15 protein-coding genes are annotated in these 22,492 nt (G+C 41.6%); 4 read left to right on the top strand and 11 right to left on the bottom strand.

All coding sequences use genetic code 11. The features are described from left to right. Positions 1-9: 9 nt before the first annotated feature. Together AC07YT_RS10420 and AC07YT_RS10415 are read right to left on the bottom strand one after the other, a co-directional pair. Complete coding sequence (locus AC07YT_RS10420) at positions 10-1,665, bottom strand: RagB/SusD family nutrient uptake outer membrane protein (protein ID WP_086546778.1); 1,656 nt, start codon at positions 1,663-1,665, stop codon at positions 10-12. A gap of 11 nt (positions 1,666-1,676) precedes the next feature. Continuing rightward, positions 1,677-4,760 carry a SusC/RagA family TonB-linked outer membrane protein gene (locus tag AC07YT_RS10415; protein ID WP_086546779.1) on the bottom strand — a complete coding sequence of 1,028 codons (3,084 nt, stop codon included), beginning with the start codon at positions 4,758-4,760 and terminating at the stop codon, positions 1,677-1,679. A gap of 334 nt (positions 4,761-5,094) precedes the next feature. Between AC07YT_RS10415 and AC07YT_RS10410 the strand changes: the two genes are divergently transcribed. Then, positions 5,095-6,111: a GntR family transcriptional regulator gene (locus tag AC07YT_RS10410; protein ID WP_086546780.1), complete on the top strand. Its 1,017-nt coding sequence runs from the start codon at positions 5,095-5,097 to the stop codon at positions 6,109-6,111. A gap of 10 nt (positions 6,112-6,121) precedes the next feature. Then, positions 6,122-7,720: a solute:sodium symporter family transporter gene (locus AC07YT_RS10405; RefSeq protein ID WP_086546781.1), complete on the top strand. Its 1,599-nt coding sequence runs from the start codon at positions 6,122-6,124 to the stop codon at positions 7,718-7,720. Between the two features lie 4 nt (positions 7,721-7,724). Here the strand turns inward: AC07YT_RS10405 and AC07YT_RS10400 are convergent, their stop codons facing one another. Then, positions 7,725-8,693 carry a GlxA family transcriptional regulator gene (locus tag AC07YT_RS10400; protein ID WP_086546782.1) on the bottom strand — a complete coding sequence of 323 codons (969 nt, stop codon included), beginning with the start codon at positions 8,691-8,693 and terminating at the stop codon, positions 7,725-7,727. 136 nt (positions 8,694-8,829) lie between these two features. On the opposite strand from AC07YT_RS10400, the gene AC07YT_RS10395 reads away from it, so the two are divergent. Both AC07YT_RS10395 and AC07YT_RS10390 read left to right on the top strand, forming a co-directional pair. Continuing rightward, positions 8,830-9,384 carry a dihydrofolate reductase family protein gene (locus AC07YT_RS10395; protein ID WP_086546783.1) on the top strand — a complete coding sequence of 185 codons (555 nt, stop codon included), beginning with the start codon at positions 8,830-8,832 and terminating at the stop codon, positions 9,382-9,384. Positions 9,385-9,412: 28 nt separating this feature from the next. Continuing rightward, the gene (locus AC07YT_RS10390; RefSeq protein WP_086546784.1) at positions 9,413-9,802 is read left to right on the top strand and encodes a VOC family protein; all 390 of its coding nucleotides are present in this window, start codon (positions 9,413-9,415) and stop codon (positions 9,800-9,802) included. A 41-nt stretch (positions 9,803-9,843) separates the two neighbouring features. Here AC07YT_RS10390 and AC07YT_RS10385 read toward each other — a convergent pair whose 3' ends face one another. The 8 genes from AC07YT_RS10385 to AC07YT_RS10350 form a co-directional block, all read right to left on the bottom strand. Next, positions 9,844-10,440 (bottom strand): RbsD/FucU domain-containing protein, encoded by a 597-nt coding sequence (locus AC07YT_RS10385; RefSeq protein WP_086546785.1) that lies wholly within the window; start codon positions 10,438-10,440, stop codon positions 9,844-9,846. Continuing rightward, complete coding sequence (locus AC07YT_RS10380) at positions 10,441-13,161, bottom strand: GH116 family glycosyl hydrolase (RefSeq protein ID WP_086546786.1); 2,721 nt, start codon at positions 13,159-13,161, stop codon at positions 10,441-10,443. It lies immediately after the preceding gene. Then, positions 13,154-13,345: a hypothetical protein gene (locus AC07YT_RS10375; RefSeq protein ID WP_086546787.1), complete on the bottom strand. Its 192-nt coding sequence runs from the start codon at positions 13,343-13,345 to the stop codon at positions 13,154-13,156. Before AC07YT_RS10375 ends, AC07YT_RS10380 begins: the two co-directional genes overlap by 8 nt. 195 nt (positions 13,346-13,540) lie before the next feature. Beyond that, complete coding sequence (locus AC07YT_RS10370; RefSeq protein ID WP_086546788.1) at positions 13,541-13,990, bottom strand: SRPBCC family protein; 450 nt, start codon at positions 13,988-13,990, stop codon at positions 13,541-13,543. Between the two features lie 200 nt (positions 13,991-14,190). Next, positions 14,191-15,702 carry an alpha-L-fucosidase gene (locus tag AC07YT_RS10365; protein ID WP_086546789.1) on the bottom strand — a complete coding sequence of 504 codons (1,512 nt, stop codon included), beginning with the start codon at positions 15,700-15,702 and terminating at the stop codon, positions 14,191-14,193. 128 nt (positions 15,703-15,830) lie between these two features. Further along, positions 15,831-17,705 (bottom strand): RagB/SusD family nutrient uptake outer membrane protein, encoded by a 1,875-nt coding sequence (locus AC07YT_RS10360; RefSeq protein WP_086546790.1) that lies wholly within the window; start codon positions 17,703-17,705, stop codon positions 15,831-15,833. 18 nt (positions 17,706-17,723) lie between these two features. Continuing rightward, complete coding sequence (locus AC07YT_RS10355) at positions 17,724-21,155, bottom strand: TonB-dependent receptor (RefSeq protein WP_494945303.1); 3,432 nt, start codon at positions 21,153-21,155, stop codon at positions 17,724-17,726. A gap of 169 nt (positions 21,156-21,324) precedes the next feature. Further along, positions 21,325-22,485: a FecR family protein gene (locus AC07YT_RS10350; protein WP_086546792.1), complete on the bottom strand. Its 1,161-nt coding sequence runs from the start codon at positions 22,483-22,485 to the stop codon at positions 21,325-21,327. Positions 22,486-22,492 lie beyond the last annotated feature (7 nt).

Genomic DNA, 22,492 nt, shown 5'->3' with positions numbered 1-22,492 from the left:
AGCATTTAATTAATAATTTGGATTTTGCACAATGGCAGGGTTCTTTTGTATTTCACTTCTGGGTATAGGATAGAAATAAAAACTTGGCACCCAGGTACGCTCCTGAACAGTCATTAATGCATAGGTAAAAGTACCATTTGCTTGTTTGGTAATCGTTACCCCTTTAGCATCTTCCGAACCTGTTTCTGCTATCCCCCATCTTCTGATATCAAAATAACGGTGTCCTTCAAAACAAAGTTCTATCCTGCGCTCATGTCTAATCTTATCCATTAATACCGCTCCCGATCCACTTACGGCTGGCATACCCGCCTTTTCGGTTCTTATTTTATTGAGGTAGTTTAAAGCCTCGCCATCTTCACCAATTGCAGCACAGGCTTCAGCATAATTCAAATAGATTTCTGATAACCTGAAAACCACCCACTGGCTGGCATCGTAATCCTGAACATTCCAGTCGAAGGCCTCGTTTACCATTTTTTTCACGCAATACCTGGTTTTAGATGCATTCCATGGTGAATAAGGACTTTGGGGAGAATCATCACCACCTTCGTAAAAGCTGGTTAAACGCCCTTTAAACTGCTGGTTATTGGCCAAAATCGTTGCATAAAATCTGGGCTCTCTGTTCAGATATGGCTCTTTTGCCTGTGCCGGATTGCTCCAGCTAAATTTGGTACCATCGGCCATTTCAAAATCATCAACCATTTGTTGCACCACATTGTAAGCGCTGTAACCATTATAACCATTTGGACTCAGATCCCGGCTCACGGTATTGTAGCGATCGGCTCTCACCAGGCCGCTGTATACCCTCGAAAAGATAATTTCTGAATTGAAAAAATCGAGATAAGTTTTGTTATAGGTACCATTGGCCGCATTGCCGTATAAAGCATATTTAGGTGTAGCGAAATCAATTACGGCTTTGGCGGCTAATTTTGCATCTTCCCACAACTTCTTATCGTTCGTTTTGTTAAAATACGGGCTCGCAGCATACAGTAAAAGTCTCGATTTTAAGGCCAGAGCTGCTCCTGCGGTGGCGCGACCTTTATCATTGCTATTTGCATAAACGGTTGGCAGGGTTTTTAGTGCCTCCGTTATGTCGGCAAGGATGAAATCCTTTGTTTCGTTCCAGGTGGCTCTTTTTTCGTTAAAGCTTTTATCGTTCACATCGTAAACCTTAACAATAAGTGGTACACCACCAAATCTTTTTAGCAGTTCGAAATAGGCCAAAGCACGTAAAAAATATACTTCGCCCTTCATGGTTTTAACCGCATCGCCCCCTCCTGTTACCTGATTAATATTTGCAAAGAATATATTGCTGTAACGGATAGAAGCATACATTTTGTTCCAGTGGTTCAGCGATCCTGAGCTTTGGTTATCTGGCGTGGCTTCCCCACGAACATACAGGTTTTCATTGGTCCAGTTAAAGTTTCCGTAAAGCTCATCGGTTTGCGCGCCCCAGCCTAGTCCGCTATCCTGGTAAGCCAGCACGGTTTGATCGTAAATACTGTTTACAAAAACCTGAACCAATTTTGGATCGGTCCACACATCCTTTTCTGAGTAAGCATTTAAAGGCTGCAGCTCAAGCGCCTTTTTACATCCTCCGGTTAACAGCAGGGTACAAATGAGTAAAACCGCGCTGTTGATTTTATAATTATTGATGTTCAATTTCATGATATAATTTTTTAAAAGGTAATGTTTGCGCCAATATTGATCACACGCTGTTGTGGATAATACTGTCCTGAATTACTTGGGGTTTCGGGATCAAACGATGGCCCGAAGCGATCGATAGAAAAAAGGTTGGTTCCGCTGATGTAAAGTCTTATATTTTGCATTTTTATCTTTTCAATCCATGTTTTTGAGAAGGTATAACCCAGCTCAATATTCTTTAGCCTTACAAAAGCCGCATTTCTTAACCACAAATCCGATTCAAGGGTATTTACGCCGAATGTCCTGCCTGTTGGGCCGCTAAAGTTTCTTGGATATTGATTATCGCCGGGGTTTTGCCATCTTTCTTCAAAAAATTCCTGAACCATATTTAAACCCGCCGGTGCCAGGTAAGATTTGGCCCTTGCCTGCCCCTGAAAGAAAACCGTAAAATCTATGTTTTTCCAGCTGGCACCAACCGAAGTACCAAACATAATTTCTGGTGTGCGGGTAAGTGGTGTTCTCACTTTATCCAGGTCGTTAATTGCACCATCATTGTTGATATCCTTATACCTGATATCGCCTACACCAGTACCTGCCGGATGCGGTGTACTGTTAATTTCCTGTTGATTTTGATAAATACCATCACTCTGGTACAAAAACCACGAATCAATCGGAATATTGGTTTTGCGCTGATAATCGGGAATATTCGCAGCTTCATCCATAAAAATCACCTTGTTCCGGGCGAAAGTGATATTGCCCCTCACGTTGTATTTAAAAGAATCGCCAATGTTGTTGTGGTATAAAACCTCCATCTCTATCCCCCGGTTTAATACTTTCCCCAGGTTTTCACTTGGTAATGTCAAGCCTGTATAACCTGGAACAGATTCACTTCTGGTGATTAGAATGTTAGAACGCAGCGATCTAAATACATCGATATTAACCCCTAACTTTCCCTTAAAAAACTGTGTTTCCAAACCGATATCGGTGGTATTGGCCAGCTCCCAGGTAATGTTCGGATTTGGGGTTGGTCCTAAAATAAGTGAAGAAACCTGCGAAGCGCCAGCGCCCAAAGAATAACCGTAACCACTGCCTAGCAGGTAGGTTTGCAGGTAATTGAATGCAGAAACCGCATCATTACCGGTCTTGCCCCACGAAGCCCTCAATTTCAGTTCATTAATCACTTCAGACTTGAAAAAATCTTCTTGTGAAATACGCCACCCTGCCGATACGCCCGGGAAAAAACCATAACGTTTTCCTTGCGGGAAATTCTGAGAACCATCATAACGCATGGTATAATCTAACAGGTATTTACCTTTATAATTGTAAGAGAAACGGCTAATGTAATTCACACGTGCAGCCTTTGCAGCACTCGAATTGTTCTGCTGACCGATAAGGCTACCTGCAAAAAGCTGATCTAAACTATTGCTCAGGAAATTAGACCGGTTAGCGTTAATGATGTCGGTATTTCCTTTAAAGCTTTCGAAGGCAACAAAGGCATCAAAAGTATGATCGCTGATCGTTTTTGAATAACCTAACTTTAAGTTTAATAAACCCTGGTTAATATCGCCCCGCTGTTCAAATAAAGATGGCGTAATCGAAGAAATCACCTGGGTATAACCTTTCGTAGCCGAATTATAGCGGTATGCAGGTGGCGGTGTTTTGGTAAACGATTTGGTTTTCGATATCGTTTTATCAAACGCATAGTACCCATCCACAAAAAGTCCTTTGGTTACTTTATCCAGCTTCCAGCTAAAAGATGCTTTGGTTTGCAGGTAATCAGTAGTGAATTTTTGATATCCGGCCTCTCCCGAAGTAATGTAAACCATACTGTTATCCGGACCGCCGCCAATACCCACACCAACAAGCTCATTGTCGTATATTGGGGTAAGGTAAGGATAAGCTAACCATAACTCCCTGAAAATTCCCCCTGCATCATAACCACGTTTAGCTGCATTGCGGAATTCGTTACGGTAACTCACATCCACGCCCATTTTAAAATTATCGGTCACATTCACATCTATATTTGCCCTCGCCTGGTCTTGTGTGTAATAAGCGGCATCGCGTTTATAAATACCGTCCTGTTTCTGGTGCTGACCGGAAAAGAAATAACTCACCTTATCTGTTCCGCCACTAAGCGAAAGAATGTGATTTTGCTGTAAGGCACGTTTTTTCATTACGGCATCCCACCAATTGCTGTTGGGATAAGCCAGCGGATCAGATCCGTTTCGGAATTTTTCAATATCTTCTGCTTTCCATGTTAATTGCTGACCAACCAGCGCATCATATTCATTGGTCGCCTGTGCATATTGGTAAGCATTCAGCATTTCCGGCACACGTGTAGGTTCTGTTGTAGCCCAATTGGTTCCAAGTGAAAACACTGGCCGACCCGATTTACCTCTTTTTGTGGTGATGAGGATTACCCCATTTGCCGAGCGGGCACCATAAATAGCCGCACTTGCATCTTTGATCACCGTAAAAGATTCGATATCAGCCGGGTTCAGCCTGGCAAAACCGCCCGATCGGTCGGGAATTCCGTCAATTACCACCAATGCACCTGTACTGCCTAAAGTACTTTTTCCACGGACAAATACATCAGCATTATCGTTACCCGGCTCACCGCTTCTGGTATTTACAATAAGGCCCGGAACCTGACCGGCAATAGAATTGGTCAGGTTGGTTGAAGGCGATTTTGCCAGTTCAGCTCCACTAATAGTGGCCACCGCACCCGTTAAATTTGCCCGCTTCTTGGTACCATAACCCACCACTACCACATCATTAAGGCCAGCGCCCGAGGTTTCGACCAACTGCACCTCTATGTTGGTTTTATCACCTACCGTAATTTCCTGATCGGTGTAACCCACATAACTGAATATTAAAATGGCATTAGCTGGAACGCTTAATTTGAATCTTCCATCGGTATCCGTTTTTGTGCCCTGCTGGCTTCCCTTTACCCTAACCGAAGCCCCTGGTAAGCCCAGGCCATTATCTGTTACCCTGCCCGAAACCTGTTGCTGGGCAAACGAGGGGAGACAAATAGCAAAAAAGAGCAGTAATAAAATAAGCTTTTTCCAGAGCAAATCGGGATAGCCTAACTTTTGAAAAGTAAGTTTTAAGTTCATATTTGGTTTATTTTGGTTGGAATAAAAAGATAGTCTAGTTAATCTAGTCTATTCTGTTCTATTATTATGTAAATATAAACGATCTTTTATTAGAATTGCAAAACTTATTTTTCGTCTTTTGAAAAAAAACCGGATTCAGCAGAAGGCTGCCTTAACAAAACCAGGCCATTTTGTGCCTTTATTGTTACATAATCTATCTTTACAGATCAATATGCTGAAAATGAGATGTGGAATATTTTTTTTCGATTGTTGATTAACTGAATTTTATTACCTTGTAAATTAAAAGGCGAACAAGAATTACAAACCTATAGACTAGTGTAGCCCAATCTACTTTATGATCACTATTTTTGAAAAAATACAGGAGCTCGAAGAAATCCCCTCTTATTCAAAACATGAACAGTTTGTTCAGGGTTTTATTAATGCCATTGATGAAAGGATTATTTCTAAAGGAGAAGCGCTGCCTTCTATCAATGTGCTGATTAAAGAACTTGGTTTTGCCCGCGAGACAGTCATGAAAGGTTATCGCGAATTGATTAGCCGGGGTATAGTGGAATCGAAAAAGCGTTTAGGTTATTTTGTAGCTAACGACGATACCGAACAAACCTTAAAGGTAGCCCTGCTCATGTACCTGATCGACTCTTTCCAGGAGCAGTTTTACCGTAATTTCAGAAACGAACTGGGGCCAAATGTGCACATCGATGTTTTTTTTCACCATGGAAATATTACCATGTTCGAAACGATGCTGGATATGATCAAAGGAAAATATGGTGTTTATGTAATTTCGCCAATTCCACATCCTAAAACCAAACATTTGTTAGATAGCCTGCCGAGCAATAAACTCATTATGTTCGACCGTTACGAAGCTTTAAAAGGTGAATTTAATTATGTTACGCAGGAATTTGAGCATTCTACTTACCAGGTTTTAGCCGAACTTGCTGATACCATCAAAAAGTTCGACGAAATGATTTTCTTCCATGTGCCCGGTTCATTGGATCCTGTCGAAATTATCAGGGCCTTTAAAAAGTTCACCAAAGATTTTGCCGTAAATACACGGATAATAAATGAATATGAGCCTGGAAGTGTAGAAAAAGGCAAGGTTTATTTTACACTGAACAACTCAGAAATCTGGAAAATCCTGAAAGATTGCGAAGCAAAACAGCTTCAGGTGGGCAAAGATATCGGTATTCTTTCGCACAATGATGAGGTTGTAAAAGAGCTTATCGGTGGGGGCATTACCACTTATTCGGCCGATTTTTCGTTAATGGGCAAAAAAGTTGCACAGGCAGTGCTCAAAAAAGAAAAAATCCAGGAAGTCATTCCAACGGTACTCATCAGAAGAAATTCTTTATAAGCCAGAGCAGATGAACACTACAGCCTTTGTTACTTTTATTGTGGTCACCTTTCTGGTTGCCTTAATTTCCTGGATCAAAACCCGAAAGCATAAAATCACCACTTCTGCAGGGCTTTTTCTGGCCAACCGTACCTTAAGTTTTACGGCCGTAGGGAGTGCTTTATTTTTCACCAACATCAGCGCGGCCGAATTTGTAGGCAGCAGCGAATCGGTATACATCAACAACATGACGGTAATGGCCTGGGGGGTAAGTTCTGTATTTGCCATGTTACTGGTTTCAGAATTTGTAATTCCGGTTTATTTAAAAGGCGCCATGTCTACAACCCCCGATTTTCTGGAAAGCCGCTACGATCCGCAAACGAAGAAACTCGTATCCTTACTTTTTCTGATCGGATATCTCATTAACCTGTTGCCTATTGTACTCTACAGCGGTGCCATAGCACTAAATGGCCTGTTTCATTTTTCCGATATCTGGAACATCAGTTATGGCAGCAGCATCTGGATTTTGGTTTGGTGCATCGGACTTGTGGGCAGTTTATATTCTATACTGGGTGGTTTAAAGGCCATCGTTATTTCTGATCTGGTATTAGGTGCCTGTATGTTTACCGGTGCTTTATTGCTGGCCTATTTTGGGGTGCAACATGTTGGAAACGGAGACCTGCAACAGGGCATACACACCATTCTCACCTCAAAAACCGAACATTTTAATTCCATAGGAAAAGCGGGCGATGCCATTCCTTTCTCGACCATTTTTACCGGTATGATTTTGATGAACCTCTTTTACTGGGGTACCGAACAGGTAATTGTGCAGCAGGCCCTGGCTTCTTCAGATCTTAAAACCAGCCAGAAAGGAATTGCACTGGCCTGTGCGGGTAAACTCCTTGGCCCTCTATTATTTATGCTGCCAGGAATTATTGCTGTTCATATGTACAGCAATATGCAGAATACCACTGAAGTTTTTTCGAGGGTGGTAAGCGATGTATCGCCTCCTGTGCTCAGTGGTTTTATTGCTGCCGTTATTTTTGGCGCAGCTATTACCTCATTTTCTCCCGGATTGAACAGCGCAAGCACATTGTTTATCCTTAATATTTATAAACCTGCCAAAGAAAAGAAAGGCATAGTGGTTACTGAAGCGAATATGTTAAAAAGTTCGAAAAGATTTGAAATGTTTGCCTCCTTACTGGCCATGTTCATTGCACCATTATTCATCTTTTCTAATGACAGCTTTTATACCTTTATGCAGAAGATAAACGCAGCGTTTAGTATCCCCATCTTTACCATTATGTTTGTAGGATTTGCAACCAAAAAAGTTCCGCCAATTGCTGCAAAAATAGGTTTGGGATTTTGCTTCGTCGCCTATATTCTTACACAAATGGTTTTTGATACCGGTATTCACTTCCTCCATGTACTGGCCATTCTATTTGTGGTTACCACAGCCATTATGCTCATCATAGGAAGACTATACCCCTTGAAGACTCCCTATGTAGCCCAGAACAAACAGGTTGTTGATTTAAAGCCATGGAAAAACCGTTATTGGGTAAACGGACTCTTACTGCTTATTATGGTTTTAATGTTTTTATTGTTCTCGCCTGCATATCTCGCTGATTGAGGATTTAAGTCCTTGCATATTTTCGTTTATATTCTATCGGCGATAAACCTGTAATGCGTTTAAAGATTTTCCTGAATGCTTTTAAATCGTTGTAGCCGGTATCTTCCATAATAAATGGCAGATCTTTATGGTTCATTTCGATGGCTTTTTTGGCTGATTCTATCCTTACCCTTTGCAGGTATTCGAAAGGCGTATTATTGGTGGCAGCTTTAAACCGGCGGATAAAATTACGTTTTCCCATATTCACCAGGCTGGATACCTCCTCCATGGCGATATCGTTCGGGTAATTTTCTTCAATGTACTGCTGGGCTTTTAAAATATCTTTATCATCATGCTGATGCTGCCCTGTAAATACCTTAAAGTGTGCCTGGCTGGTTCTGTCCATTTCAATGGCAAACATCTTGCTAATCCATAAAGCAGCTTCGCGGCCACAAAATTTCTCGATCAGGTAGAGGATCAGTTTAAGTGAAGAGAATGCCCCGCCGCTGGTATAAACCCCATCCTGGTCGGTAGTTACCAAATCGCTTTTCATGCTGATTTTGGGGTAACGTTTCTGCATATCGGCTGCTACCGCCCAGTGCGAGGTTACTTCTTTGCCGTCAAGCAAACCCGCTTCAGCCAAAAAGTAACTGCCTACGCATAAACTGGCCACTTCGGTTTTGCTGGCGTACATTTCTTTAATCCATTTCACAGCAGCCTGATTTCTGCCTAATACACCATCATTACCTACACTGAAGGAGGGGATAATAATCAGGTCAGCTTGTTGTACATCTTCATCATTCAACTGCCGGATATTGACGTTGTTAAAATGAAAAGGGATTTCGTGGCCTTTCTCTGCAACCAAACTTAGTGCAAATACAGGCTTTTTACCCGCACGTTCCATATAACGGTTGGCACCACTCAATAAATCCACCACACCTGTAACCGAGGAAGGTACAGCTTCATCGAAAATATAAAGGCAAACATTTAACATGCTTAAATAGTTATTTTTATGATTACTAAATTAGGCATTTTACTTGTCACTTTTACGCCCTCAAGTTGTCATTTATGCCACCTAAATGATATCAATAATCTACAGAGATTTGTAAACAGATCAAGAAACATCAACTATGGGCAAATTAAATGTATTCAATTTTATCAGTCTGGATGGCTATTATAAAGATGCCAGCAATGGGATCGACTGGCACCAGCATGGGCAGGAAGAGGGCGAATTCAGCGCAAAAAACCTGGAACACGATAGCATGCTGCTCTTTGGCAGGATAACCTACGAAATGATGGCATCGTGGTGGCCATCACAAAATGCCATTGATGCGATGCCTGAGGTAGCCAGGGGCATGAACCAGGCCGAAAAGGTTGTGTGTAGCAATACCCTGCAACACGCCGACTGGCAAAATACGCGGATCATAAGTGGAGATATATTAACTCAAATAGTAGCCTTGAAGAAAACATCGCCAAAAGACATTACCATTTTAGGCAGTGGTAACCTGAGCGCACAACTGGCGGAAGCAGGATTGATTGATACCTATCAAATCATGATTGATCCTGTAGCCATTGGTCAGGGTACGCCTATTTTCAGTGGGATGCAACAGCAATTGAATTTAAAACTAACTGATACCCGCAGCTTTAAAAGCGGCACCGTATTATTAAGTTATGAAGCGCTATAATTAAGAATCTATACCTAAATATATAATTATGAAAGCAAAAATCTGGGCCAATTTAGGCGTTAAAAATGTAGAGAAAAGCAGGACTTTTTACACCAAACTCGGTTTTGAAAAAAATGCAGGTCCCGAGAGTGATGAGTTAGCCAGCTTTTTATTTGGAGAAGATAATTTTGTGATCCACTTTTTTAAGGAAGATAGTTTAAAAAAGGGCATGAAAGGCGAACTCGCCGATTTGAGCAAGGGAAACGAGGTCATGTTTACCATTTCGGCAGAAACCAAGGAAGAAGTAGATGAATGGGCGGTAAAAGTAAAAGATGCCGGCGGTGCAGTATTCTCACCTCCAGAGGAATTTCAGGGCATGTATGGCTGCGCTTTTGCGGATCCAGACGGCCATAAGTTTAATATATTAAAATGGAAATAAGTATATACCAGCGGCCTGTAATGCAGGCCGCTTGCTTCACATCAATTTTTCATTCTATTTCTCAACGTATCTTCCTTTACTTTATTCCAGTAGGCACAATCCAGTTGCAAAAACACAGAAGTATAAGGAATTACTTCATTTGTTTTGATTACGAGTACTTTGAACAATTTCGATTCAGTATCTAATTTCTTAAAAACAGAATCATGCAGCATCGTTTGTACAGGCAGGTTACCCAGCGTAGTTTCGATGCTGGTTTTAAATTGAGTTAACCCTTTGGCCTGCTGCTCAGTAATAAAACCGAGCTCCTTATCGCGGTAAACAATCGGTTTTACATGGCCCGAGAGATTGATCTGCGCAAGCACCTGTTTCAAAACCGCATTGAGGTCTTCATTTGCATAAATATATTCCATTCCTGCAGCATTTTGTTCCGGGAAAGCCTTATCTACAATTAAAATCCAATTTCGGTGCCCCAGCATAGGCAATTTTGCATTAAATGCCTGTTCCCAGCTCTTAGAAGCACCATTTAAGGGTTCTTTTTCCTTTGTCGGTGCAGTACAAGCTGATAGAAATAGTCCACCTGCAATCAATGAGCGGGCAGCGGACTTCGTTATCAAACGGAATGGGTTCATATATTTCATTTAAGCAATGTTGACAGTTAAAATCTGATTCTTTTGAATGTTTAAGGTTTCTTTTATCAGGATTTCCACCACATTATTTTCCTGTTTAAAAGTTAAAGGGATTTGTTTTCCGCCCAATTCAACCGAAACTGCAGTTAGTTTTCCTCCGCCAAGTTTTTCCAGAGCGATTTTATTCAAAGCCAGTGTACCATATTTCAGTTCGAAATGGTGGATTTGTTTAAGTCCGGCTTTTTGCTGGCTATAAGTTCCCCAGCCCATTGCGGTAGTAAAAGGTGCTTTAAAGTTCTCTTTGTTCCATTTCGGGGCAAAAGCCATATATCCTTTTGGACCATGGTACTCAAAACCACAGGCGGTAATAAAAGTCCCGTAACTTGCCATTGCCCTTGCATAATGGTCGCTACATTCTATTTCATTGAACGGGTTTCGCTTTGCCGCGTGGTGCCTGTCATGAATAACACGGGTTAAGATCAGACTTTCCTGTACCATGCCTTCAGCCATAAAATGTGCGGCTACCTGATGTTCAAAGCCGCTCATGCACTCATGAAAATAACCCAGCTGCCAGCCTACATTTTCTCCAAATGGTTTAGGTTCGTTATGGGGATTGGTATTCATCACCATTCCCCCCTCACCTGGAAGTGCATACGGGCGGCCACCGGTATGGGTCTTGATATAAGGCCCCACATCCATGGTAAAATTATATTTCCATAAGGCTTTTAGTGCAGACAATGCTTTTTCCTTATCCAATACGCGCGGCAAACCCACCTGAAAAGCCCAGCTTTGTCCGTAAACCTGATCAATATGGCAGGTATTATAAGAACCCAGTTTTTCACGGCCCTGAACGGCATCCGGACGGTGGATAAAATACTCTCCATTAAACAGTTCTTTTTCCATATTCCTGCGTCCGTTGTTTACATAATTTTCGCAGATTTTGGCGAATGAAGTATCCTTTACTTCTTCTGCCATGGCCTGTGCTGCTCTTGCCGCAGCAATACAAAGTCCTACTATCCAGGCAATTTCTCCTTCCCATACTGCATCCAGGGTATTCTCCATTGGCGTATCGGTCATGCCATCTCCGTTCTTGTCCTGATCGAGCATAAATTGCACAGCTTTTTTGATCTTTGGCCAGTTGGCCTGTAGGAAAGCATTATCCTTGCTCATTTGATGTTCGCGATAGAACCTGAGCACCGTACCGGCCTGACCATCAATAGCCGGCCTGCTTTCATTTTCTGCCCGGAAAATAATGGCGCCGGTATCTGCTTTAAATCCAACGCCCAGGTCAACATGCTCACGCAGGCCTTTCTCTAGTTCTGGAAAAATCCTGGCTACAGCCTGTGCGTATTGCCAAACGTGGGTACAGGTACCTGCGCAGGCCCCCACACCTTCCCAGCCCCAGAACCTGCCATCGGCAAAGCGGTAGGTATTGGCAGTAGCCAAGGTACCTATGTTTACAAAAGTCCTTTCTAAAAACCAATGCGGCAAGGTCGAATTGTTCCAGGTGCTGCTCCACAGCTCAGTGGTCGCAGATAGTTCCTCGAAATTGGCATCTATAAATGCCGAAACTGCGCCGGCATCTTTAAACTTCGTTCCGTAATGATAGCCATCTTCGGCATCTTTAACCAGTTTTTTAAGCTTTGGATTAGGGTTATTAAAATGCCAGCTTATCGAATAATCTGCTTTCAGTGATTTTCCCGGCAATAATTCACCAGAAAGGCCAATACTACCCACGAGTTTTTCTGGCGCCGCTATGGTTGCGGTAGCTGTTCGTGCCTGATCAAAATCCTTGCTTCCTATAGGCCATGGACTAAATGATGCCTGGGCTTTGCCTCCCGGGCTATGCAACATAAAACTTATGGTTCCACCATCACCAGCGGCCTTTACTTCTTCGTTTGTAGATTCAAAAGATGAAAATATACCCGTAGATTTTTCAAGTGTAATGACCTGGTTTTTTCGCTGTCCGGTATTTAGTTTCCCCGTGAGCTTATTTACCCCATTTTCCATCCAGCCCAAAACAGAAACTTTTAAAGGGTTTTTACCTTTGTTTACGACTGCCAGGCGCAAAATGGTGGCTGGTAAAGCCGATCGTTCCGCATCAAGCGGAATAAAAGGCGAATAAACCTTTAGGTTTACTTCAAGCGGAAATGCTTTGCTGCTGTATTTAATATTGGCTACAGGATAAGATGCGGTAAAACTAACCTCATCCCAATCACTTTCATTGAGTTCTTTTATCACATTTTTTCCATCGATCACCGTTTTAACAGCGAAACCCTGATCGAGTACGCGTTTGTTATCGGCAATGGCAGGTTCTACATATGCCGCACCGTCTCTCACACGTATTTTACGTACCGTAGTCCCATCGTTCCAGTTCACCACTTTCGGGTCTATCCCTTCCTGTGGTCCTTCAAAGGTTTCGTTATAAATCTGCCAGAGCCAAAGCCGTCCATCTCCACCTACATAAACAGTTCCGGCATGCAAGCCTCCTGCAGGCATACCAATATATTTTAATTCATTTTTACTTTTCAGGTAAGTGCTTGCCTCTCCCCTGTTAAAAAGCGAACGTGCCCAAAACGGATCGATTCCTTTATCTTCCGGAATATTGTGTAAGGGATAATCTTGCGCAAAAATGCTCCGGGCCCAAACCGGAAACCATAATGTAGCCAGGCCTGCTGTTAACAAACCTGTCTTTTTAAGAAAATCTCTTCGACCAACTGTATGATTATGCATAAGAATTCTGTGTAGTGATTAATGTGTGTTTAATTGAGCTGATGTTATCCGTTCCTCCACGCTTTTTTATAAGTTCAGCTGAAGATAATGATCGCGAAAGCGGCGTATCTTTAATAAAAATGGAAATAGCTGCGCTATCGATAGCCATCCATTTGCGCCCGGAAAAATCAGATAGTTGGATCATTATTGGTTAGGGATAATACCAATTTAAATATATGTTTATTCAGCCGATATCGCCCCGCTTCTACAAAAAGACTTAATCATTTGGCAAAATCGCTTAATATCAGCTATAAACACAAAAAACCCCCTGAAAGATAATCTTACAGGGGTTTTCAAGCCATGGGTTGGCCAGTGATTAGGTATTAATTCCTTTAATTAATTAAGCATCCGGTATTTCAGGTTCCACCAGTTTGGCTAACTTTTCGAGCGATTCCTGCCAACCGAGGTAACACATCTCTACAGGTATAACAGCGGGAATCCCTTCTTGTGTAATTTTAATTTCAGTACCCACTAGAGTCTTTTTGAACGAAACGGAAGTGATCATCTCACCAGGCAGATTTGGATCATCAAACTGATCGGTATACTTAAGAAATTCGTTTGGTGTAACTTCAAGATATTTCCCCCCGAAGGAATGACTATTTGAGGTGGAAAAATTTTGAAACGACATTTTAAAAGAACCGCCTAGTGTGACTGTCATTTCGTGAACAGTACAAAGAAAACCATAAGGAGGTAACCATGAAGCAATGGCCAGAGGTTCGGTGAATGCACGGTATATTTTTTCTGGCGACGCTTTTAAAACCCTGTGCAATGAAACGCTGTTGTTCGACATAAAATCATTTTTTAATTTCCTACTCTTTAGGCTTTTCGGTTTCGCCCGTTTTTTGGGGTGGTCGCTGCTCCACCAGCTTATCGGTTTTTCATATTAATCCCGACTATACAAAGATGGCATGTAAATCCGGGTTTGCCGGTGGCAATATGCGACAATGTTAGAGGGGCTTTACGGCCAGGCTAATACCCGGGCTTTAGCGTTTATTTTTTTTCATCCAAAAGATACAGTCCAAATTCGGCAAGTGTAGGGTTCAATCTTGACGATAAAATCTTAAATCTTACTTTCTTCGCCGTAACCGCATCAAATTTTAATAAACGTTTATAACCTACAGTGGTTCCCGATGCAAAATCTTTCCATTCAGCACCATCAAAGTATGCTGCTGCAAACTTTTCTATGCGCTGCCCTACTGCAATATTTTCCTGTAATGAAAGTACATTGAAGGTCACTTTTTCAGGCCAGTTTAACTCGAAGGTTACCGTTGTATCTTTATCATTGGGGGTAAAATAAGTATTCAGTTTACCATCGAACATCGCTTTTACTGCTTTTGATGAAATCGAATTGATGGCAGCCGATTTAGCGATATTGTTTGAAAATGTCTTTTTCATTTCCTGACCAAAGGCCTCAAGGTTTTGAACATCGCGATCAGCGATCAATCCTTTAGTATTAGGCGGGATATTTAAAAGCAAAACACCATTTCTTCCAACCGATGTAAAGTAAACCTCCATCAAACGTTTAGGTGTTTTTACTTTTGCATCTTCGTTGCTGTGGTAAAACCATCCCGGACGGATACTGACATCAGTTTCTGCCGGGTACCAAACCAAGCCTGTCGCATTGGCTAGTTTAGCCCTGCTCCCACGGTCCTGATCTTTGTAAGAACCCGATAAAGTTGGGATTACATTTACTTCCTTCTGCGATAAAGCCGCAATCTTTTCCTGGCTTTGTTCGGCCATTGGCAAAACACTCCATTCTGTTTCGCGGCCAACACCAGTTTCGGTACCTACCCAGCGTACATCCGGTCCCTGAACAGCGATAACCGCCTGGGGTTGCAGCTTTCTAATCAGGCTGTACCAGGCATCAAAATCGTAAACCTGCTTTTTGCCGTTCGGTCCTTCACCATTTGCGCCATCAAACCACACCTCATCTACCTTACCATATTGGGTCAATAATTCGGTAAGCTGATTTACAAAATAGGTATTGTAAGCATCCGATCCGTAGGAAGGATTGTTGCGGTCCCATGGCGATAAATACACGCCAAAACCAATATTATATTTTCTGCAGGCATCTGCAACTTCTTTTACGATATCGCCTTTGCCGTTTTTGTAAGGTGTATTTTTGATGCTGTGCTCTGTAAACTTACTTGGCCATAAACAAAAACCATCGTGGTGTTTAGCGGTAATGATGGCCTGTTTAAAACCTGCTGCCTTTATGGCTTTAACCCATTGCTCTGCATCGAGCAATTCGGGATTGAATTTAGAGATGTCTTCTTTCCCATCGCCCCACTCGCGGTCGGTAAAGGTATTGATGCCAAAATGAAAAAAGGCGGTTAACTCCAAACCTTGCCAGCGCAACTGCCTGGCAGAAGGTACAACATTGGCTGCTTTAGTTATTATGGTGCTTTGATTATCTGTTTTAGAGATGCTTACATAACTTTTTTGCTGTCCATAAGCCTTGGCCGTTAATAATAAGGACAGTACAATGAGGGTATTCTTCATTTGATTATTTATCGTTTGTGTGTTTAATAATGTTCTAAAATATATAAAAAGCAGCAACCAACAAGGGCTACTGCTTTCGAGCGCTTATTATGTATGCTTAAAGAAATGTTAAAAACAAGCCATATCCATTACCAGCCTGGATTTTGAACAAGCTTTCTGCTCTTTTGGATTTCGGCTAATGGAATTGGCCATAAGTAGTAAGCCCTTGTAAATACCCTTGTTTCATATTGGGTACGCTTTAGGAAATCAGCATCGGTAGCGCCGCCTACATTCATTCCATAAAAAGGTCCGCCCTGAGCCCCCTGACCAGAAGGTTTCTCTGCAATCATCCATCTGCGCACATCAAAATAACGTTGCCCTTCAAAACAAAGTTCTACCCTACTTTCGGCCCTGATGGCATCGCGTTGTAAGGACTGATTGCCCAGAATAGCCGGATGACTAACGCTCCATTTAGGGATCCCGGCTCTTTCGCGTACCAAATCTACATATTGTGCAATTTTAGGATCAGCAGCATTTACTTCATTTAGCGCTTCGGCATATAACAAATAAAACTCAGCCAAACGGAATATAAATGAAGGGTGATAAAATGATTTGGGTGCGGTGGTAACCGATTGGCTTACTGTCCTGTTTAATCGTTTGTACATATTATATCCGGTAATCGAATAATTAGAAGCAATATCATTTCCATTGCCAACCGTAAACTTAATCAGGGCATTGGTTACCGGCCATTTTTTACCATGATAAACAATAGATGCATAAAAACGAGGTTCTCGGTTCACATACATATTAAAAGTTCCGGCTTCCGATCTGCCCGCCGGCACTTCCGTAACCGTTGAAAAACCAGTTTCACTATAACCGGACCCAGGATCGTTAATAGACTTACCATTTTTCATAAAAAAAGCATCAACCAACTCCTGCGTTGGACCTACATTTCCATATCCGCCCTGGCTTCTAGGAGTAGCCCTACGTACCGTACCATCGCCCGATGAAATACTGCCATAAGCCTCGTTACCACTCGCCCAGATTACTTCTGAGTTCATGGCCTGAAACAACTGGTAAATAGATTTATCGGGATCCAGCACCCCGGCAGTATATTCTCTATACAAATCGTATTTCCCTACCGAGAAACTGATAAAATCCTGTAATGCGTTAACTGCTTTCTGCCATTTCGAATCATCTTTTGCAGGAAACAATCGCTTACCATCTTTATTGGTTAAGGCTAAACCTTCGGTAAAACCGCCGTTATACAATGGGCTTGCTGCCAGTACAAGTGTTTTGGCCTTTACAGCCAATGCAACCCCTTTTGTAGGTAATCCCAGGTTATTAATATCTGTTAATGTTATATACTCATCCAAATCTGGCGCAACGGCATCCATTTCTCTGGTGATATAGTTTACTACTTCATCTACACTATTGCGTTCGAAATCCAAATCTGCATCATCAGGATTAACCGTTTTATCCATAATGGGTACCGGCCCGTAAAGTTCAAACAACAAGTAATGATAATAGGCCCTTAAAAAACGTGCCTGTGCCATTAATTTTTTAAACTCAGGTTCCTCAATGGCATCAGCTACTGTTCCGCCTGAAGATGTTCCGCCTACCCTTGGGATAATTTTGGCATTGGCCATAAATACATTGGCCTGGCGGATATACAGATATAGATCCCAGCGGCTAAAGGGTGCGTTTGAAGCATTAAAACCTGCCGGAGGTTCTACCCTAAATGCGCCCTGTTGATTTCTATTTTCATCAGTAAAAGCCGGCCAAGGATTATCTACCCCCCTAACGGCAACGGTAGACAAACCAAAAACCATTGCCGAAGAAGTACCAATACCGGCAAAAATATTTCGGTGAAAAGAACGCGCATTGGCCGGACTGGAAAAAATCTGATCCAGCGTTAACTGGCCCGCAAGTTCGTCGGATACATTTAAATAATTTTTACTGCATGATCCCAGGCTCAGGATAAAACAGCAAAGCAATATGATTTTATATAATTTTGATTTCATGATTCTCACTTTATAACACTATAAATTAAACTCAAGCCCAATGGTATACGAACGTGGTATTGGATAATTTAACCCTTCGTTGGCATTTCCAAGTTCAGGATCCCACATCTTAATGCTGTCCCAAACGGCAATATTATTCCCCATAACATAGATTCTTCCGGTTTCAAACCCAATTTTCTGAAGCATTTTTTTAGGGAAACGATAGCCCAGTTCTATGTTTTTTAAACGGATAAAACTGGCATCACGCAACCACCAGGTACTGGCCACCTGATTGTTGGCAAAACTGATGGAATGTAACCTTGGGAACATCACATCCTGACTTGGATTGGATTCGCTCCACCTGTTAGACGCTTCGGTTCTTAAATTTGATTCTTCGACACCAAATGCAAAAGGAAAAAAGTTACCTGCTGCATTTTGGCCAAATACAGTTGACGTTTTTGCCACCCCCTGGAAAAATATACTGCCGTAAAAACCTTTGAACTCGGCATTAAGTCCGAAACCATATACTACTCCAGGATTAGCCGGATCCCCGCCCGCATAATAACTTCTGTCGAAGTTATCGATCTTGCCATCGCCATTTAAATCCTTGTACTTAATATCTCCTGGTCTTACGGCTCCACCTAAGGTGCTTACAGGAAGACCATTTTTTAAAGTGTAAGTTCTTTTACCAGCGGCATCGGTAGTGAGTGTAAAATCATTATCGGCGTATAATCCATCGGCTGTATACAAATTCCATTGGCCAATGCTGGTACCGGTTTGGTTCATCCAGGGATAAGGTTGAGCGAGCTCATCAATTTCCAGTATTTTATTTTTAGCAATGGTTAAATTACCTCGGGCCGTTAATTTTACCTGACCAATGTTCTGTCTGATATTGATCGACCCGTCCATTCCTTTGTTTGATACCGAACCAAAGTTTTGCCATGGCGACTGCCTGAAACCAGTTACTCCCGAAACCGTTCTGCGCTGTAATAAAATACTCGAACGGATGTTATTGAAATAATCAACAGATATATCAACCGCTCCCCTGAACAATTCCATATCAACGCCATAATTCTTTTTATTTTCAATTTCCCAGGTTAAATCTGGTGCCTCAAAACGACCTTCAATAATACTTGTCAGGGAATTTAAAGAACCTGTACCGCCAATACCGATGGGATAACCGGTGGTCCCAGTTGTATAGGTTCCTCTATAAAGAAATCTTGCGCCACCTGTATTGTCATTACCTGTTTTACCTACAGAGGCCCTAAACTTTAAGGAGGATACGATATTTTTTAAAGCTTCAGGATAAAAAGGCTCATTACTGGCAAACCATGCCCCACCTACTGCCGGAAAAAAACCAAAGCGGTTTTCCGGTGAAAAAGCTTCACTTCCGGTAATACCAAAATTCCCTTCTATGGAATAACGGTTGGCATAATTATAGGTTATCCTCCCCACATAGGCCTGCTTTTTAAAAGCTAAAGCTTCGCCTTGTTGCTGTGCTTCTTTCTGATAAGTTAACAGCATGGCCCCAACGGTATGGTCGTTGGCAAAAACCCTGTTATAATTTAATGAACTCTCTAAATAGATGTTTTTTTGGCCATTGCTTGATTCTACAGGCTCACCCAGGGCGGTTTCCGCATTCCCAACCTGAGCAAATATCAGTTTACCATTGGCATCTCTGGAGGATGCATAAAACTGTTTAGGCGATTTTAGCCTGTTCATGAGGTAATTCATGGTAGCATCAAAACTAACCACGCCTCTAAAACTCAATCCTTTGGTGATAAAATCTAACTTTTGGTCTAATGATAATTTTGATTGTAAGGTGGTTCTCCATTCTTTTGCATAACCCGATTCCATTAATAAGTTATATGGATTCACCCTGTTCGAACTTGGAATACCTGGATGGCCAGCTATTGTTCCATCAGAATATATGGTTGGAAAAAGGTATCCCGGTACGCCCATCATTCTGGAAAAAATAGTCGCAGTACCGGTACCGGGGTAATTGGTTAAAAGATACTGACCGCTTAAATCTACGCCCAGGATGGTGGTTTTGGTTACATTTAGATCGATATTGCTGCGTAAATTATAACGTTTTAAACCCAGGTTATTATCGTAGATATTATTGGGATTGGATTTAAAAATGCCATTTTCCTGGTAATAAGCACCAGAAACGAAGAATTTCGCCACATCGCCTCCGCCTCTAAAATTTAGCGTATGCCTGGTGTTGTAACTGGTATTGCGGAGCATTTCATCTAAAAACTTAGTATTGGGATATAAATCCCGATCGGATCCGTTTTTATATAAGGCTAACTGTGCATCCGTTTTAAAAACCGGACTATCTTCATTACGCAAGGCTTCATTGTAGGCAAAAAGATAATCGTAAGAGTCCATAAATTCTGGCAGCTTCGTGGGTTCATTTTGACTATACTCTCCGCGGTAGGTAATTTTAGTTTTTTGCACAATTCCCCTTTTCGAGGTAATTAAAATTACGCCATTCGCTCCTTCTGCACCATAAACCGCAGTTGCAGCGGCATCTTTAAGCACGTTGAAAGTTTCAATTTCATCTGGCTCAATATCGCTCATGGCCCTTGGTATACCATCGACTAAAATTAACGGGTTGGTACCGCCGGCAAAGGAGCTGACACCACGGATCCAGAATTCGGCATTATCATAGCCGGGTTCGCCCGATCGCTGAATAGCAATGATACCCGGAACCTGACCTGCAATGGCATTGGTTAAACTCCTGGTCGGGAAACGTAAAGCTTCGCCCTTCACAGAAGAAACCGAACTCACTATGCTTGATTTTTTCTGTTTACCAAAGCCAACCACCACAACATCGTTAAGGTTCGAATTATCCTGCTTTAAAATAACATTTACGATAGTTTTCCCATTCAAAGGAACTTCTTTGGTAACAAATCCCACCAAACGAAATTCCAGTATCGATCCTTCAGGAACATTTTTTATTTTAAATTCTCCATCCAGATCGGTCGCAGCGCCTAAATTGGGTTTGCCTTTAACCTGTACCGTTACACCGGGAAGAGGCATTCCCAATGAATCTTTTACCGTACCTCTTACTTCTACCGTTACTTCGGTAGCTTTGGTTCTCAACTCGATAATGGTAATGGTTTCTCCATGGATATTAAAACCTAATCCCGAATTTTTCAGGGCCCTGGTAAGCGCAACATTTATGTCGGCATTACTGATATTAAAGGTAACAGGAGCTACTTTTTGAATACTTTCTTCTTTATACAAAAAGCGGTATTTGGTTTGTTTGTTCAATTCAGTAAAAACTTCTTTGAGTGGGAGATTTTTTACAGAAATATTAACCTGTTGCGCTTTACTATTGGCGAATACCCCCAATTGGAGCACAAAGGTTAAAAGGATCACAAGTTTCATAATTTTGAAAACTATTGGTATACTCGGAATTGCTTCCCGATTGGCAATATTTTGTCCGTGACAAAAGAAATTCATACTTTCGTTTGATTTAGGTGATAGAAATAAGTTCGGTTTTTATACTGTTTTTTTGAGCCTGAATTACTTACCGGGAGTGGTGGTACACTTCCGGTATTCATTTTTCGGCCAATTTTCACTGGTCTGTTTAAATCATATTTGCTTGGTTAGTTGATGGATATTTGGTTAATTAATTGATTATTAAATTTCTATTTTCGATACTAAACGACAGATCACTTACCTCCTTAAGCATATTGACCACTTCGCTAAGTTTTGCTTTCCTGCTGATGTGTCCGCTGATGTGGATGTTTGGCAATGTTTTTTTATAAACAAGTTTTAAATCATACCACCGGCTGATTTCGGTTAAAGCAGGACCAATTTCATCATTGCTGAAATAAAAATCATCCTTACACCAGGCTACTGCTTTTTCTGTATTGCCTTTGGAAACGGTTAGGCTTGTTAAATCAGCCAATGCTTGTTTTCCCGGAACCAGAATGCCTGAGCTTTTACCGTTACTAACTTTAACTGAACCTTCTAAAAGGGTAGTTTTTGCCGCCTGATCATATGATGAAATGTTAAAATGGGTACCTAAAACCTCCACTTCTGATTCGTCGAGTTTCACTTTAAAAGGGTGTGCTGCATCTTTTGCTACTTCAAAATAAGCTTCACCCTTTAACTCGACCTTTCTTTCTTTTTCTGTAAAACTTACTGGGAATTTAAGCTGCGACATGGCATTTAGCATAACTTTTGAACCATCTGGTAAGGTTACGGTATACGTTCCTGCTTTCGGTACCACTAAGGTATTATACCGGCTTGTTAAAGATGCTGTTGTTGCCAAGGGTTCATAACTGATTTCACCATTTTTGCTGATAATAGTGAGTCCGTTTTCATCCGTAATCGACTGTTTCTCTTTATCCAGGGCTATTTCTGTTCCGTCTGAAAGAATAAGTTTAGCAGTTTGTGTGCCTGGTAAAACATCATTTTTATAGGTTTTGGTCAGATCAGGCACAATACGGGGATCTGATTGATTGATGTTAAAATACAAAAGGAAAGCACCCACAATAGCCAGGAAAATGGCTGCATATTTGAAAAAGGAATATCGGTTTTGATGTGGTACTTTATTCGAATGAAAACGCTTATCTAATTTGAGCCAGGCCTGATCAACATCAAGGTTATTCATGTTGGCTAACCTTGGTTCTATTGGGCCAGCCGTTCTGAAGGCTTCCAAAAGTTTATACCTTTCTTTATCTTCTTCCAAAAGAAACATTAACCTTTGCTCCTGTTCTTTGGTTAAAGTACAAAGCAGATATCCAGAAATTAATTCTGCTAATTCGAAAGCCTCTTCATTCATAGTTTTA

Source organism: Pedobacter sp. GW460-11-11-14-TSB4, from assembly GCF_059423705.1.
The sequence above is the reverse complement of the archived record's forward strand: the minus strand, read 5'-3'. Positions and strand labels throughout refer to the sequence as shown.